The organism is Bauldia sp., from assembly GCF_020442045.1.
GTDB lineage: Bacteria > Pseudomonadota > Alphaproteobacteria > Rhizobiales > Kaistiaceae > Bauldia.
The window spans coordinates 52,909-68,907 of record NZ_JAGRLA010000131.1 but is presented as its reverse complement, the minus strand read 5'-3'; the positions used below and the strand labels follow the sequence as shown (position 1 = coordinate 68,907).

Here is a 15,999-nt window from a genome sequence, read left to right as displayed (position 1 = left end):
GAAGCCGGGGAAAGAGCTCCATCACCGTGGCGAGCGTCTTCGACTCGCTTTCGCGGGCGCGCTGGGGGTAGGCGCCGAGGATGAGGTTCTCCCTGACGGTCAGCTCCGGGAAGATACCCCGGCCTTCGGGGACGAGCGCGACGCCCGCCTCGACAACCTGGTGGGGCTCGAGCGTCGCGAGTTCGCGGCCGCCGAGGGTGACGCTGCCGCCGGGCAGGGTGCGGACGATACCGGCGATCACCTTGAGGAGCGTCGACTTGCCGGCACCGTTGGCGCCGAGGATGACGACGATCTCGCGGTCGTCGACATGGAGGTCGACCCCGGTCAGGGCCCGGTGCTTGCCATAGGCGGCGCCGACGCCGGAGAGCTCAAGCATCGGCGCCTCCGAGATAGGCGGCGACGACCTCCGGCTCGGAGAGCACGGACGAGGGCGGCCCGTCGGCGATCTTGATGCCGGTATTCATCACCACGCATCGATCGCAGAGCGAGCGGATCGCATCCATGACATGCTCGACCATGATGATGGTCAGACCCTCGTCCCTCAGCGACTGGACGAGGTCGATGCCGATGGCGAGCTCGCTCGGATTGAGGCCGGCGAGCCACTCGTCGAGGAGGAGCAGCTCCGGTTCGAGGGCGAGCGCGCGGGCAAGCTCCAGCCGCTTCTGGTCGATGTAGTTGAGGTCGCCGGCCGGAACGTCGCCGCGACCGGCAAGGCCGACGCGGTTGAGGAGATCCTCTGCCCGCCGCCGCGCGTCGTCGCCCCAGGCCGGCCGGGGGCGGAAGGCGAGGCCGGCGACGATGTTTTCCGTGCAGGAAAGATGCTCCAGCACGCGGACGATCTGGAAGGTGCGGGCGATGCCGAGGCGGGCGATGCGGTTGGCGGCGAGGCCGGCGATTGGCCGGCCCTTGTAGAGGATCTCGCCCGAATCCGGCTTCAGCGCGCCCGAGATCAGGTTGAGGGCGGTGGTCTTGCCGGAGCCGTTGGGACCGATCAGGCCGAGAATCTCGCCGGCCTCGACCCCGAGGTCGAGGTCGTTGACCGCGACCAGCCCGCCGAAGGCCTTTCGCAGCCGGACGAGCTGCAGCATCGCCGATCCCGGCGCGGCGTGGGAGCGCGCCGCCGCCGCCGGCAGGGCCAGCGTGCCGCTTCGCCAGCGATCGTAGAGACCGGCGACGCCGCCCGGCAGGAAGTAGACGATGACGATGAAGACGACGCCGAGGACGATGGCGAAGTGGTTCGGGAAATTGGCGTTGATGACCTCGAAGAGAAGGACCAGCGGCACGGCGCCGAGCAGCGGTCCATAGAGCTTACCCGCGCCGCCGAGCAGCGCCATGATCACCACCTGGAAGGAGATCATCGGATTGAAGGCGATGGCCGGGTCGATATAGGTCCAGCGCGGCGCCATCACCGCGCCGGTGACGCTCATGAAGGCGGCGCTGATCGCGAAGAGGACGAGCTTGGCCCGGGTGGTGTCGATGGCGACATGGCGGGCGACGGTCTCGTCGTCGCCGATCACCCGGAGCGCAAGGCCGAGCCGCGAGCGGCCGATCAGCCAGCCGACGACGAAGACGAGGACGGCGAGCGCGAGAAGCTGCCAGTAGATCTGCTCCTGGCCGATATCGAGGAAGATGTAGCGGCCGACGGTCCTGGTGATCTTGACCTCGTACCAGGTGACGATCTGGCGGATGAGCTCGGCGAGCCCGAAGGTGAAGATGACGAAGAAGATGCCGCGGAGGCGAAGCGTGGCGAGGCCGACGACGAGGGCGACCGCGACGCCGATGACCGCGGCGACGACGATGACGGCGGCGACCGGCATCGCCTCCGACAGGACCGCCATCGTATAGGCGCCGATGCCGAAGAAGGCGGCGGTGGCGAGCGAGATGTAGCGGGTCGGGCCCGAGAACAGCGCCCAGGCGGTGGCCAGCACGATGTAGCTCAGCATGCCGACGCCGAGGGCGAGGTAATAGCCGTTGGCGACGAGCGGGACGACGGCCAGCGCCGCGACGAGGAGGAGCAGCACCGGCGCCTGCCACAGGCGCGCGGCGCTCATGACGACGACCTGCCGAACAGCCCGGTCGGCCGGACGAGCAGGATGCCGAGGAAGATCGCGAAGTTGACCGCCAGCGTCAGGCCGGGGTCGATCAGCCGGGCGGTGGCGATCTCGGCGAGGCCGAGAAGGAGGCCGGCGACCAGCGTTCCGAGCAGGCTGCCGACGCCGCCGAGGATGACGACGATCAGCGCCTTCATGGTGAAGAGGACTCCGCCGGAGGCGCTGAAGGTCAGGAACATCGAGATCAGCACGCCGGCGGCGGCGCAGAGCGCTCCGCCGAGGGCGAAGGCGAGCGCCGACATCCGCGTTACGTCGATGCCGACCAGCCGTGCGGAGCGGGGATCGACCGCGACCGCGCGCATCGCCGTGCCGGCGCGGGTACGGGTGAGGGCGAGATAGAGGCCGAGGCCGATGACGATGGCAAAAGCGAAGGCGATCAGGCGATTGGCCGAAACCGTGGTGCCGAGGACGTCGAGCGGCACGAGGAGGTAGGAGTAGCTGTAGAGCTGGCCGCCGAAGAGCGAGAGCATGACGCCCTGCATGACGAAGAGCAGGCCGAAGGTGAAGAGGATCGAATCGCCTTCCAGCACCTCGCGCGATTTCGCCCGCCTGACCAGCGGCATCAGCAGCAGATGGTAGATCAGCCAGTTGGCGAGGAAGGCGAGGGGCACGATGACGATCAGCCCGGCGAGCGGGCTGATCGCATTGGCGGTGTAGAGCCACCAGGCGCCGAAGGCGGCGGCGACGACGAATTCGCCAAAGGCGAGGTTCATGATGCGGGCGACGCCATACTGGAGCGTCAGCCCCAGCGCTACCATGGCATAGAGTCCGCCGAGCAGCAGGCCGGAAATGATGATGTCGACCGCGATCATGAGCCGGTCGCCGCTGCCTCCCGCTTCGTCAGCCGGCGGGCTTCCAGGCGGGCTTCGGCGCGACCGGCTCCTTGGCGCCTTCCATGCCGGCCGGGGCGAGGCCGTGGAAGTCGCCGTTCTGCCACTGCCCGGCCCACCAGACATTGGTGTTGACGTTGCGGTCGAGCTTCACCTCGCCGATCACCGTGTCGAAGGTGCCGGTCTGGATCTCCTTGATGATCGCCTCGCGGTCGATCTTGCCGACCCGCTCGATCGCCTGCTGAAGGACCTCGAGGCTGGCATAGGTCACCGGGCTCGCCCAGCGGTCGGGCTCCTGGCCGGTCACCGCAACATGGCGCTTGCGGTAATCCTGGAACTTCGGATCGTCGGTGTTGACGCCGCCTATTCCGAGCACGCCGTCGACATTGTCGTGGAAGAGCTGGTCCTTGTAGATCGGGAAGGCGGTGCCGACGGCGGTGTAGAAGGCGGCCGGGTTGTATTCGCCGGCGATCGCGGCGCCGGTCAGCCCAAACGTGTCGGGCGGGTAGGAGAAGGCGACGAAGGTGTCGGCGCCGCTGTCCTTGGCCGAGCTGATCAGCTGGGAGAAATCCTGCGTCGTGATCGGATAGCTCTCGTCCATGACCAGCTCGAAGCCGGCCTCGTCGAGCACCGGCCGGGCGGCCGCCGCGAGCTCGATGCCGAAGGCGTCGGCAACGCTGACCATCGCCACCTTCTCGTTGATCTTGCCCGCGTCGTGCAGCTTGGTGAGCACTTCGGCGAGCGACTTGGCGCCCATCGTCGAGGTGCCGAGCATCCAGAAGGAATTCGGCCAGCGCTCGCCCATCTCATAGGCGCGGTCGGTGGCGGCGGTGGCGGCCATCTGCGGATAGCCATACTTGTTGAAGGTCGGCCCGACGGCGAGGTTCATGCCGGTGCCCCACGGGGTGAGCAGGATGTCGACCTCATCCTGGTTGACCAGGCGCTCGACCGCGCGGACCAGCTCCTCGGTATTCGACTGGTCGTCATATTCGATCACCTCGATCGGCACGACGGTTTCGCCGAGCTTGATGCCGCCGGCCTCGTTGATGTCGTGAATCCAGAGCTGGTAGTTCGGGATCGTGGTGATGCCGGCGCCGGGCGCGTTGGGGCCGGTCTTGGAGACCGCATAGCCGATCTTGATCTTGTCCTGGGCGGTGGCGCCGCCGCCGAGGAGCAGGGCCGCGGCGGCGGCCGCGGCAAGCGTCGAGAACACCTTCTTCATCTCCGGTTCCTCCCTGTGGATATGGCCTGTTGACCCGGCCTTGTTTTCGTTCGATTATCGAACAGAAGTTCGTTATGCGATCATCTTCATTTGGGAAGCGATCCGTGTCAACGGCACACGAATATTCCGACACGAGGACGGGAGCGGGAGGCGGCTTCGGCTTCGACAAGGAATTCATGACGACTCTGGCCAAGGGGCTGGCGGTGCTGAGCTCGTTCGGGGAGCAGCGACAGCGGATGACCCTGTCGGAGGCGGCGGAGGTGACCGGGCTGTCCCGCGCCGCATCGCGCCGGGTGCTGAGGACGCTCGCCGAGCTCGGCTACGTATCGCAACAGGGGCGGCAGTTCTCGCTCGCGCCGCGGATCCTCGAGCTCGGCTTCGCCTATCTCACCACCCAGTCATGGATCGACAGGGCCGAGCCGCTGATGAAGGAGCTCAGCCATTCGCTGAAGGAATCCTGTTCCGCGGCCATCCTCCAGGGCACCGAGATCGTCTATGTGGCGCGGATGCCGGCGCCCCATCGCATCATGTCGACGACGATTGCCGTGGGGACGCGGCTGCCGGCCTTCTTCACCTCGCTCGGCCGCGTCCAGCTTGGATTCCTGAGCGAACAGGCGCTACAGGAGGACATTGCCGGGCTGGAACGGAAGGCCTACACGCCGCGCACCATCGTCGATCCGGATGCGCTGCTCGAACGCATCCTTGAGGATCGCCAGCAGGGCTATTCGATCGTCGACGAGGAGCTCGAGCATGGGCTGCGGTCGCTGGCGGTGCCGATCGTCACCCGCAGCGGCGTCAATGTCGCGGCGATCAACCTTTCCGCCCATGCCAGTCGCGCCAGCAAGGAGGAGCTGCGCGACCGCTTCCTGCCGGAGCTGCGTGCGGTCGCCCACCAGATTTCCCGCTCGCTTCCCTGATCGCCCGGGGCCGATCGCGCCCCTGGACACGGCCGCGCCGCTGGCCGGAACGTGCCGCCTACATCACCCCGAACTGCTCGAACATCGCCTTTGAATCGGCGCCCTTTTCGAGGTGTTCGCCGATCTGGTCCTCGATGCCGGCCTTCTCGACGGCCTGCTTCAGGCAGTCGCCGAGCGCCGCGTCGGGGATGATCAGCACGCCGTCCTCGTCGCCGACGACGATATCTCCGTCCTCGATCGTCACCTGGCCAAGGGTCACCCGGCAGCGATAGTCGGTGACGTGGCCGCGCCCGCGCTGGTCCTGCGCATAGGAGCCGGTCGAGAAGACCGGGAAGCCGAGCGCCCGGATCGCCGGCGTGTCGCGCATCGGTCCGCCGAGCACCGCGCCGACGCCGCCGCGGGCGCGGGCGGTGCGGCTCATCAGCTCGCCCCACATGGCGTAGGTGCCGGAGCCGCCGGCGGCGAAATAGATCTCGCCGGGACCGACCTGGTCGAGCGCCTCGAACATCTTGCCGAAATTGGTGCCGGCGTCGGTGGTGTCGGTCTCGTGGACCGTCATGGCGCGGCCGACCAGCCGGACCTCGGGCAGGAGAGGGCGGATGTCGGCGGGCAGGAACTGCGTCCGATATCCCATGATGTCGAGGACGTCGCCGAGCACGGCGGTATGCAGGCGATCGCGGATCAGGGCGATTGTTTCGGTGTCGAGGGGCGGTTTCGGCATTGTGTCGGTCTCGGCAAGATCTAGAGGGCTACCTTGTTCTCGGGCATGCCCGGAACGGTGACGGGGAGCGAAAACAGGCTGCCGGCGAGGCGCTGGCCGGGCTGGCCGAGGATCGAGGCGGTGGTGATGTATAGGGTCCTGAGGTCCGGTCCGCCAAAGGTGCAGGTGGTCACGTTATGCGCCGGCATCTCGATGATGCGGTCGATGGCGCCGTCCGGCCGGATGCGGATGATGCACCCGCCGCCGAAGCGGCAGTTCCACAGGCAGCCCTCGGAGTCGATCGCCGAGCCGTCGGGCAAGCCGCGTTCGTCACCGGCGAAGAAGGTCCGGCCGTTGGTGATCTCGCCGGTGTCCGCATCGCAGTCGTAGACCCGGATGACGTTATCCAGCGTGTCGGCGAAGTAGAAGCGCGTCTTGTCCGGGCTCCAGCAGAGCGTGTTGGAGATGCCGATGCCGTCGGCCATGACCTTGGCTTCGCCGCCGCGGATGCGGAAGAGCTTGCCGAGGCCGGGGCCGGCCTCGCCCATCTCGCCGTCGGGCAGCACGTTGTTCTTCATCGATCCGACCCAGAAGTCGCCGCGCGGGTCGGGGCGCCCGTCGTTGAGGCGGACCTCCGGCGATCCCTCCAGCGCGAAGCCGTGGTCGCGCCGCGCGTCGGTCGTCGGCGTCCAGTAGATCAGGCGCGATCCGAGCGCCACCAGCATCGTCCGGGGATCGCTGGTCAGCGCCAGCGCCACCACCGGTTCGTCGAACAGGAAGGATCGCGTGCTGTCGCTCGCCACGTCATGGCGATGGATCAGGAAACGATTGATGTCGGTCCAGTAGATGGCCTGTTCGGCCTCCGACCAGACGGCGCCTTCGCCGACCCGATCGCCGACCGGCGCAACGCAGGTCACCTCACTCACCTGTCTTCTCCCGTCCCTTCGCGGCGGTCAGGCCGCCACGCTCGTATCCGACGCCGGACGCGCCGGCCCCAGCGCCTCGGCATTCTGCACCAGCGCGCGGATATAGCCGAGAGCGAAGGCCTTGCCGGCATGCCACGGCGCGTCGCAGACCATCTCCGGCGTGTGATCGGGGATGATGACGCCCTGATAGTCCTCGTCGCGCAGTATGCGGACGATTTCCGCCATGTCGAGGTCGCCCTCGTCGACGAAGGTCTCGTGGTAGTTCGGCACCTTGCCGCGGACGTTGCGGAAGTGGATATAGCCGATGTTGTTGTTGCGCGCGAAGCGCCGGACATGGTCGTAGATCGGACCGCCGGGCATCTCCTGCAGCGCGCCGAGGCAGAGTTCCAGCCCGTTCGATCTCGAGGGGACGAGCTGCAGCAGGCGGTTATACTTCTCCGGCCGGTTGATCAGCCGGGCGGTCCCGCGCAGCATCTCCATCGGCGGATCGTCGGGATGGGCGGCGAGTACCACGCCGGCTTCCTCGGCGACCGGGACCAGTTCGCCGAGGAACCATTCGAGGCGTTGCCAGAGCTCCTCCTCGCCGACCTGGGTCGGTGAGCTGCCTGGTCTTTCCTCGCGGAAGCGCATGTTCCAGACCACGCCGTCGGGAATCGGCACCTCGGTGTCGATCGCGTCGGCATCGAAGCCGACCGACATCGCGCCGCCGCGCCCGAAGGGACCGCGGGTCCAGCCCCAGACGCCGGCGATCGAGAAGTTGTAGCCGATGCAGGGAATGCCGGCCCTGCCGGCGTCGCGGACCAGCGTCTTCACCCCCTCGATCTGCTCCTTCCGTCCCGGTCCGCCGAGCAGAACGTCCGACCAGAAGGCCGGCGACAGGTTCTCGATCGCGCCGATCTCGAGGTCGTGGCGGCGGGCCGCGGCGACGAGGTCGGCGAATTCCTCGTAGGTCCACAATCGGTCCCCGGCGCAATCGCCCCAGCCGTCGACGTCGTCGCCGCGCGAAAGGGAGGGGTTCTTGCCGCGGAAATAGTTGGTGAGGTGGGCGACGATATGGGTGGCGCCCGCCTGCCTGGCGAAGCGGAAATTGTCGTCGGTCAACGACTGCCGGTACAGGCCCAGTCCGATTTTCATTGTCCCTCTTCGTCATGTTGCGACGGTCCCGGCGGTATCGCGGGGAGCCGACCGGTTCCTGCGCTTCATTCATGGGATGACGGTCGCCGGCCGTCCATTCCGGCCAGCCGGCTGTTCTCCCATTATGTAGAGCAAAATAGCCTCAAGAGGGGCCGCCGACAATGCCGTTCTTATGTTTTTCCGGAGAACTGGGTGAATTTGGCGGGATAATGCCCAACAATATAGTTGCCACCCTCCGATCCCTCTGCTAGTGGTCGCCATCAGGAGAACGCCTGGGGAGGACGCATGCACGCCGTGGCGGACGAGGACGCAGTCGAGCGCAGTTCCGCGGTCGATCACGTCGTTGATCGCATTCGGGACCTGATGCGCGAGCGGGGACTGACGGTCGGGGACGTCCTGCCGTCGGAGCTTGAGCTGTCGGCGATGTTCGGCAGCAGCCGCAACACGGTGCGCGAGGCCATCCGCATCCTCAAGGCCTACGGCATCGTCGAGAGCCGCCAGAAGGTGGGGGCGGTCATCACAGACCGTCGCCAGGCGGCGGTCATGGATGTCTTCTCCTTCGCGATCGACATATCGGCCGAGACCTTCCGCGACGTCCAGGGCTTCCGCCGGCTGATCGAGGTCAATCTCGGCGACACGCTGATCGGCAGGGTCCGGGAGGAGACATTGGCCGAGATGGAGACGATCAACGCCGAGATGGAGAGGACCCCGGATCCGCTCGAGGCCGCCCGGCTCGACTATCTCTTCCACAAGGCATTGGTCGATGCAGCCGGCAACCGGACGCTTTCCGAGACCTACCAGATGCTGAAGCCGGTGATCCGCAAGGTGATGGAGACCGGCAAGTCGCAGCGGCGTGCCATCGACACGACCGCCTCGGCGCACGCGGCGATCGTCGACGCGCTCCGCGCCGGCGACCGGCTTGCCTACGCCTACCAGATGAGCCGGCACCTCGATGCCGGCCTCGAATTCATCCCCGCGTGACGCCGGCGGGGAGGGAAAAGCCAGATAACCAAGGGAGAACAGGAATGAACCGTCGTACGCTACTCGCACTGCCCGCCGGTCTCGCCGTCGTGGCGCTGACCGCCGGATGGGCCTCCGCGGAGGACCGCACCATCGCCGGCATCGTCTTCCAGCAGGATCAGTTCTTCCGCACGATCCAGCTCGGGATGGAAGCCGCCGCCAAGGCCGCCGGCGCCGAGCTGCTCGAGGCCAATTCGGAATCCAAGCCCGAAAAGGAAGTGAATCTCGTCGACACCTTCGTGTCGCGTGGTGTCGACGCGATCGTCATTTCGCCGATCAGCGCCACCGCCTCGGCGCCTGCCCTGCAGCGGGCCAAGGATGCCGGTGTCGTCATCGTCACCTACAATTCCGGGGTCGACGGCGACATTCCGGTCTCCTATCTCAATTCCAGCCAGCGCGACCTCGGCGAGACGACCGGCAAGTCAGCAGCCGCCTTCATCAAGGACCAGCTCGGCGGCAAGGCGAAGGTCGCCACGCTCGGCTTCAAGGCGCTGCTGCCGGAAGTCTCGGGCGATCGGGTCAACGGCTTCCTCGACGAGGCCGGGAAGGGCGGCGACATCGACGTGGTGTCGCAGCAGGATGCCTGGCTGGCCGAGAAGGGCGTCGCGGTTGCCGGTGACATCATCACGGCAAATCCCGACATCAACATCATCTATGCCGCGAACGAGGGCGGAACCGTCGGTGCGGTCCAGGCGGTTCGCAACGCCGGCAAGCAGGGCGAGATCTTCGTCTTCGGCATTGACGGTTCCGAGCAGCTTGCCAACTTCCTGCTCGACGACGACAACGTCCTCCAGGCGGTGACCGCCCAGCAGCCCTTCGAGATGGGCAGCATGGCGGTCAAGGCAGCCCTCGATGCCCTCGACGGCAAGGAGGTCGAGAAGACCGTCATTGTTCCGGTTCTCAGCCTGTCGCGCACCGACCCCGCCGCGGTCGAAGCCTTCAAGGAAGACTTGAAGAACCTGCAATAAGACCACTAAAAACCAGGATCGGGCGCATTCTGGATCGCGTCCGATCCTTTCCCTGAGCGAATACGCCCATCCGATGACCGCCGGCAGAATCGAAGTTTCCGGCCTGCGCAAGGCGTTCGGCCCCACGGTCGCGCTCGACGACGTGTCCCACGTCTTCGAGCCGGGCCGCGTCCATGCGCTGATGGGCAAGAACGGCTCCGGCAAGTCGACCCTGGTCAAGGCGCTCTCGGGCGCGCTCCAGCCGGATGCCGGCCGGATGTTCATCAACGGCAGGGAAGTCAGCTTCTCCTCGCCGGCGGACGCCTTCGCCAACCGCGTCGTCACCGTCCATCAGGAACTCTCCCTCGTTCCCGAGCTCTCGGTCGGTGAGAATATCTTCCTCGGGCGCCTGCCGTTCCGGCAACGGCTCGGGATCAGCACCCTCGACTGGAACAAGGTCCATACCGACGCGCGCCGGCTTCTCGAGGACATGGGCCTCGACATTGATCCGCGGCGGCCGGTGTCGAGCCTCTCGGTCGGCCGTCAGCAGGTCATAGAGATCGCCAAGGCAATGGCCTTCGACCCCACCGTGCTGCTCCTCGACGAGCCGACCTCGGCGCTCGCCCGGGCCGAGGTCGAGCATCTCTTCGCGCTCGTTCGCCGGCTCCGCGAGCGGGGCGTGACGATGATCTACATCACCCATCGGATGTCGGAGCTCTTCGACATCGCCGACACCTGCACCGTGCTTCGCGACGGCCGGCTGGTCGGATCGATCGAGATGGAGGGCGCGACCACCGACCGGATCGTCGGGATGATGTTCGGCGACGTCGCGCGCGCTACCCGGCCGGCCGGCGAGGCGGAACAGATTGGCGGCGACGTTGTCCTGTCGGTCCGGAACCTGACCCGTCGCGGCGCCTTCGAGGACGTATCCTTCGACCTCCGCCGCGGCGAAATCCTCGGCATGGCCGGCATGCTGGGCGCCGGACGGACCGAAGTGCTGCGTGCGATCTTCGGCGCCGACGGCTTCGACGGCGGTGAGATCGTCGTCGACGGCATGCCGGTGAAGCAGCCGACCCCGCAGGCCATGCGCCAGCTCGGCATCGGCTACACGCCCGAGAACCGCAAGGAGGTCGGGCTGGTGCAGATGTTGTCGATCCACGACAACCTCTGCCTCGCCAGCCTGCCGGTCATTGCGCCATCGGGCTTCATCACCCGGTCGCGCGAGGCGCCTTATGTCTCGCGCCAGATCGAGGAGCTCAGCATCAAGGTCGGCGACCCTATGCTGCCGGTGTCGACGCTGTCGGGCGGCAACCAGCAGAAGATCGTCATCGGCAACTGGCTCAACACCAGGCCGAAGGTGATGTTTCTCGACGAGCCCAGCCGCGGCATCGATGTCCAGGCCAAGCAGCAGGTCTTCGAGATCATGTGGCGCGAGGCGCGGCTCGGCATCTCGAGCGTCTTCGTCTCGACCGAGGCGGAGGAGCTTCTCGAGGTCTGCGACCGCATCCTGGTGATGCGCGCCGGTCGCATCGTCGCCGAGGTCGATCCCTCGACCACGTCGATCAGCGACCTCTATGGCCTGTGCATGGAAGAGCACGCGGCCGAGGACATTGTCGAGGATGCCGGAATGACCGCCACGGGGGACCAATGACGGGTTTCATACGCACTGCCTTCACGCGCTACCCGATGGAGATCATCCTCGCGCTTCTCTACATCTACCTGTCGTTCGAGGCACCGGGCTTCTTCACCGTCAACAACCAGCTCAACGTCCTGCGCAACATCACCATGCAGGGCATCATCGCCTTCGGCATGACGATGGTGATCATCTCCGGCGAGATCGACCTGTCGGTGGGTTCCGGCGTCGCCCTGGCGGGCTGCGTCATCGCGTGGATATGCGGCGAGTATACGGATGCGATCGGGGCGCCGGCCGCCGTCATCATCGGCGCGGTCGTGGCGATCGCCATCCAGGTCACCCTCGGCGTGCTGACCGGCCGCGTCAGGCAGTGGTTCTCGGTGCCGACCTTCATCACCACCCTGGCGCTGCTGACCATGTTGCGCGGCGCGGCGAACCTGATCACCGGCGGCTTTCCGTTGGCGACGTTTCCGTCGTGGTTCACGACGCTCGGCTCGGGCTTCTTCTACGGCGTGCCGATCCCGGTCTACGTCTTCGTCGTCGTTTTCGCCGTCACCCATTTCATCATGAAATTCACCAGCTTCGGCCGCTCGGTCTATGCGGTCGGCGGCAATCCGGAAGCCGCGCGGCTGTCGGGCATCAACATCTGGTTCGTCAAGTCCGCGACGCTTGGCATCACCGGCGCGCTGACGGCGATATCGGGCATCCTGATCGCCGCCCAGATCGGTTCCGGCAACGCCACCGCCGCGTCCGGCTGGGAGCTCGACGTCATCGCCGCGGTGATTATCGGCGGCACGTCGTTGTTCGGCGGCAAGGGGCGTATCTGGGGCACCTTCATCGGCGTCCTCTTCCTCGGCTTCGTGGTCAATGGCATGACCCTGCTTAACGTCTCGGAATATTGGCAGTATGTGGTGCGCGGCGCGCTGATCCTCGGCGCGGTGCTGTTCAACTATGTGCTCGAGAAGCTGAGGTAGCGTGGAGATGTCGGACTTCGAGGGAAAGGTCGCCCTTGTCACCGGAACGACGGGGATCGGCCGGGCGTCGGCCCTGCGGCTGGCGGCCGGTGGCGCAAGCGTCGTGACGATCGGCGTCGACGAGGCCGGCAATGCCGCACTCGCCGCGGATGCGCCGGCGCTGGTCGTCCGCCGGGCGGATGTCACCCGGGCGGACGAGGTCGAGGCGGCGGTCGCCGACGCCGTCGCGCGCTTCGGCGGGCTGGACATCATCGTCAATTCGGCCGCCGTCCATCCCTATGGCGACTCCGTCACCACGCCGCCGGAGGCCTTCCGGCGCTGCCTCGAGGTCAACGTCCTCGGCATCCACATGACCGCCCATTTCGGGATTCCGGAGATGCGCAAGCGGGGAGGGGGCGCGATCGTCAACGTGGCGAGCGTCCAGGGCCACGCCTGCCAGGCCGGCGTCGCCGCCTATGTCGCGTCCAAGGGGGCCATCCATGCCCTGACCCGGGCGATGGCGCTCGACTTCGCCGCCGACAAGATCCGGGTGACCTCGGTCAGTCCCGGCTCGGTTCGCACGCCGATCCTCGAACTCGCGGCCCGGACCTTCGATGGTCCCGACGCTGATGTCGAGGCCGTCTTCGCCCGATTCGGCGAAGCCCATCCGATCGGCCGCATCGGCGAGCCGGAGGAGGTCGCGGATCTGATCGCCTATCTCGCGTCCGACCGGGCCGGTTTCATTACCGGTTCGGACCACCGCATCGATGGCGGGCTGACGGCGGGGCTCGGCGTCCGCTAGGCGCCCGGCCTCCCTTCGCGGCTTTTCCTTAGCCCGAAACTTAGGTTTTCCGGATAACTAGCTGTTTTCGCGCCAAATGATCGACTCGGGCCGGCCGTGGCTGTCCGCCGATGACGGGCATTTGCCGGTGGTCCGGCGGGGGGCAGGCGGGGCCCGGCCGGCGTCGCTCGGACCGCCGGCGTCTTGTCTCGCGCCATCCGGGCAATCGGTCGCGTCTGGAAACGGGCCGTTTAAGGTTGATTCATCCACCTGCCTGTTTAATAAGGTTTCCTGTTGGGTGGGACCAAAGGGGCGTGACGATTCTCTCGACTTTGCGCATAGCGACCGGCATGTCGTTGGGCTGCCGCATCCGTGGCTCGGACGCGGCAGGGAACGTGGCATGCTGATTGACCGCCGGGTCCTTTCTGGCGGGCGGGCGGCGGTTCTTGGCCGGGCGGCGGTGATCGCCGCCGGCGTCGCGCTGCTTGCCTCCTGCTCTTCGGCGCCCGGGACCAAGTTCAGCGAAGCCGAATATGGCGTGAAGGCGAGCCCGAAGGTCGCCTCCGGCAAGCGGATCCCGAAGGGCGGTGGCCAGGCGATGGTCGGCAAGCCATACCGCGTCGCCGGCAAGACCTACGTCCCTCGTGACGATCCCAGCTACTCGAAGACCGGACTGGCGTCCTGGTATGGTCCGAACTTCCATGGCCGCAAGACCGCCAATGGCGAGGTCTTCGATATGAACGACCTGACGGCGGCCCATCCCACCCTGCCGCTACCGAGCTACGTGCGCGTGACCAACCTCGCCAACGGCCGGTCCGTGGTCGTTCGCGTCAATGATCGCGGGCCCTTCTCCCGCAACCGGATCATCGACGTCTCGGCCCAGACCGCCGCATTGCTCGATTTCAAGCGGGCCGGGACGGCGAAGGTCAAGGTCGATTATGTCGGTCCGGCGCGCATGGACGGCAATGACCGCAAGATGCTGATGGCGACGTACCAGGGGCCGGACGCCAAGCCGCAGTCACGGAGCCTCTTCGCGTCGCTGAAGCCCAGGCGGACGGAAACGCCGCCGGTCGTCGTCGCCTCGCGGCAGCCGGCGCAGCCCACCCGCAGCCTGGCGCTGGCGCCGCCCGAGCCGGCGTCCTCCTTCGATGACCCGATCGGACCGCTGATCCTGCAGTCCGGCTTCGTCTCGTCCTACGCCGAGACCAACCGCTTCACTCGGGCCCACGAAGCGGCTGCCGATCTCGCGGCCGGGGAAACGCCGCTTCGTCTCGCGAAATACAGCGAGACCGCTGCCGGGTCGTCGGCGGCGACGACCATTCAGCTCGGCGTCTTCCTCGAGCCGGCCAATGCCGCCCGCGTCGCGAAGGATTTTTCGCGCTACGGCGAGGTCGTCACCACGGAGCAGGCCCGCGACGGCCGGACGCTCCGCATCGTCAAGGTGCTGGTCAAGGATCCCGCCGTCGCCCCGGATTCTGTGATCAAGGCGGCCGCGGCGACCGGCCTTTCTGGCGCTTTCGTCGTTTCCCGGTAAGATATTCCTCACCGTTCTTCGCGGTTCGCACGGCCTCGCGGCGAGGCAGCGCCGGGGCGGGAGGCAGTGCGGAATGGCCTTGTTTTTCGATACCTGGATTGAACGCGATCGCGCCCGCGCGGCCGCCGCATTGATGCTGGGCGCGATCCTGTGGATCGGCATCATGATGCTGCATGTCGATGCCCAGGAATTCGAGACCAGCGCGAAAGAGGCATTCCTCATCGACTACGACACCGGCACCGTCCTGTTCGAGAAGGATGCCGATGTCCGTTTCCCGCCAGCGAGCATGGCCAAGCTGATGACCATGGCGGTGGTCTTCAAGGCGCTGGAGGAAGGGCGCCTCTCCAAGGATCAGGAGTTCGAGGTCTCCGAACATGCCTGGCGCACGGGCGGGGCGGTGGCCGGCGGCTCCACCATGTTCGCCGAGCTCGGCTCATCGATCCGGGTCGAGGATCTGATCCGCGGGGCGATCATCCAGGCCGGCAACGATTCCTGCATCATCCTCGCCGAGGGCATGGCCGGGACGGAGGCGGCCTTCGCCGACGTGATGAACGAGGAGGCGAAGGCGCTGGGACTGACCAATTCCCATTTCGCCAATCCGAGCGGCCTGCCGAACGACGAGCATTACGTCACGGCGCGTGACATGGCGGCGCTCGCCATCCGCCTGATCCGGGACTATCCGGAATTCTATTCGATCTTCAGCGAGGAGGCCTTTACCTGGAACAAGATCTTCCAGCGCAATCGCAATCCGCTCCTCAAGCTGAATATCGGCGCCGACGGCCTGATCACCGGCTTCACCGAGGGCGCCGGCTACAGCCTCACCGCGTCGACCGTCCGCGACGGCCAGCGCCTGGTCGCAGTCGTTGCCGGCCTCGAATCCGAGAAGGAGAGGGAGGCCGAAGCACGCAAGCTGATCGAGTGGGGCTATCGCGCCTTCGAGCCGGTCAGGCTCTACAAGGATGGCGAGGTCATCGCCCAGGTCCGTGTCTTCGGTGGCGAAACGCGCACCGTGGGAGTCGTCAGCCACGCGCCCGTGACGCTTCTCCTGCCGGTCGGCTCGACCGACCGCATCAAGGCCGAGGTCATCTATCGCGGGCCGCTGCCGGCGCCGGTCAAGGCGGACGAGGAGGTCGGTGTCGTCAGCTTCACCACGGCCGAGGGGCTGAAGAAGCAGCAGCCGGTCTATACCGCCGGCGCCGTCGGCATCGGTTCGATGCCGCAGCGCGCGCTCGACGGCCTGGAAGAGCTTCTTCTCGGCTGGTGGTAGCTGGCCGGTTTGTCTATATCCGTC

15 protein-coding genes are annotated in these 15,999 nt (G+C 66.8%); 8 read left to right on the top strand and 7 right to left on the bottom strand.

Annotated features, from left to right (window positions below; translation table 11 throughout):
- The 4 genes from KDJ86_RS15240 to KDJ86_RS15225 form a co-directional block, all read right to left on the bottom strand.
- Positions 1–376, bottom strand: a 376-nt coding sequence (locus tag KDJ86_RS15240; RefSeq protein ID WP_291747612.1) for an ATP-binding cassette domain-containing protein, incomplete at its 3' end; no start/stop codon positions are given.
- On the bottom strand, positions 369–2,051 hold the full coding sequence (locus KDJ86_RS15235) for a branched-chain amino acid ABC transporter ATP-binding protein/permease (protein ID WP_291747609.1): 1,683 nt from the start codon (positions 2,049–2,051) through the stop codon (positions 369–371). The genes KDJ86_RS15240 and KDJ86_RS15235, both read right to left, overlap by 8 nt.
- On the bottom strand, positions 2,048–2,923 hold the full coding sequence (locus KDJ86_RS15230; RefSeq protein WP_291747606.1) for a branched-chain amino acid ABC transporter permease: 876 nt from the start codon (positions 2,921–2,923) through the stop codon (positions 2,048–2,050). Before KDJ86_RS15230 ends, KDJ86_RS15235 begins: the two co-directional genes overlap by 4 nt.
- Before the next feature lie 28 nt (positions 2,924–2,951).
- Positions 2,952–4,163 (bottom strand): amino acid ABC transporter substrate-binding protein, encoded by a 1,212-nt coding sequence (locus KDJ86_RS15225; protein ID WP_291747603.1) that lies wholly within the window; start codon positions 4,161–4,163, stop codon positions 2,952–2,954.
- 104 nt (positions 4,164–4,267) lie between these two features.
- Between KDJ86_RS15225 and KDJ86_RS15220 the strand changes: the two genes are divergently transcribed.
- Complete coding sequence (locus KDJ86_RS15220) at positions 4,268–5,080, top strand: IclR family transcriptional regulator domain-containing protein (protein ID WP_291747600.1); 813 nt, start codon at positions 4,268–4,270, stop codon at positions 5,078–5,080.
- 58 nt (positions 5,081–5,138) lie between these two features.
- Here KDJ86_RS15220 and KDJ86_RS15215 read toward each other — a convergent pair whose 3' ends face one another.
- From KDJ86_RS15215 to KDJ86_RS15205, 3 genes are read right to left on the bottom strand one after another with little or no spacing between them, the layout of a single operon-like run.
- Positions 5,139–5,801, bottom strand: a complete 663-nt coding sequence (locus tag KDJ86_RS15215) for an RraA family protein (protein WP_291747598.1) — start codon at positions 5,799–5,801, stop codon at positions 5,139–5,141.
- Between the two features lie 20 nt (positions 5,802–5,821).
- Positions 5,822–6,706, bottom strand: coding sequence for an SMP-30/gluconolactonase/LRE family protein (locus KDJ86_RS15210; protein WP_291747595.1), 885 nt, complete (start codon positions 6,704–6,706; stop codon positions 5,822–5,824).
- Between the two features lie 27 nt (positions 6,707–6,733).
- Positions 6,734–7,840: a mannonate dehydratase gene (locus tag KDJ86_RS15205; protein WP_291747592.1), complete on the bottom strand. Its 1,107-nt coding sequence runs from the start codon at positions 7,838–7,840 to the stop codon at positions 6,734–6,736.
- A 285-nt stretch (positions 7,841–8,125) separates the two neighbouring features.
- Here KDJ86_RS15205 and KDJ86_RS15200 point away from each other — a divergent pair, with 285 nt between their 5' ends.
- The 7 genes from KDJ86_RS15200 to KDJ86_RS15170 all read left to right on the top strand — a co-directional run bounded on the left by KDJ86_RS15200 (position 8,126) and on the right by KDJ86_RS15170 (position 15,975).
- On the top strand, positions 8,126–8,821 hold the full coding sequence (locus KDJ86_RS15200; RefSeq protein WP_291747589.1) for a FadR/GntR family transcriptional regulator: 696 nt from the start codon (positions 8,126–8,128) through the stop codon (positions 8,819–8,821).
- Positions 8,822–8,865: 44 nt separating this feature from the next.
- Positions 8,866–9,828, top strand: coding sequence for a substrate-binding domain-containing protein (locus KDJ86_RS15195; protein ID WP_291747586.1), 963 nt, complete (start codon positions 8,866–8,868; stop codon positions 9,826–9,828).
- A gap of 73 nt (positions 9,829–9,901) precedes the next feature.
- Positions 9,902–11,458, top strand: coding sequence for a sugar ABC transporter ATP-binding protein (locus tag KDJ86_RS15190; RefSeq protein WP_291747583.1), 1,557 nt, complete (start codon positions 9,902–9,904; stop codon positions 11,456–11,458).
- Complete coding sequence (locus KDJ86_RS15185) at positions 11,455–12,414, top strand: ABC transporter permease (protein ID WP_291747580.1); 960 nt, start codon at positions 11,455–11,457, stop codon at positions 12,412–12,414. The genes KDJ86_RS15190 and KDJ86_RS15185 overlap by 4 nt, the downstream gene beginning before the upstream one ends.
- A gap of 7 nt (positions 12,415–12,421) precedes the next feature.
- Positions 12,422–13,195: an SDR family NAD(P)-dependent oxidoreductase gene (locus KDJ86_RS15180; RefSeq protein ID WP_291747577.1), complete on the top strand. Its 774-nt coding sequence runs from the start codon at positions 12,422–12,424 to the stop codon at positions 13,193–13,195.
- A gap of 379 nt (positions 13,196–13,574) precedes the next feature.
- Complete coding sequence (locus KDJ86_RS15175) at positions 13,575–14,708, top strand: septal ring lytic transglycosylase RlpA family protein (protein WP_291747574.1); 1,134 nt, start codon at positions 13,575–13,577, stop codon at positions 14,706–14,708.
- A 73-nt stretch (positions 14,709–14,781) separates the two neighbouring features.
- Complete coding sequence (locus KDJ86_RS15170; RefSeq protein ID WP_291747570.1) at positions 14,782–15,975, top strand: D-alanyl-D-alanine carboxypeptidase family protein; 1,194 nt, start codon at positions 14,782–14,784, stop codon at positions 15,973–15,975.
- The last annotated feature ends 24 nt before the right edge of the window (positions 15,976–15,999 follow it).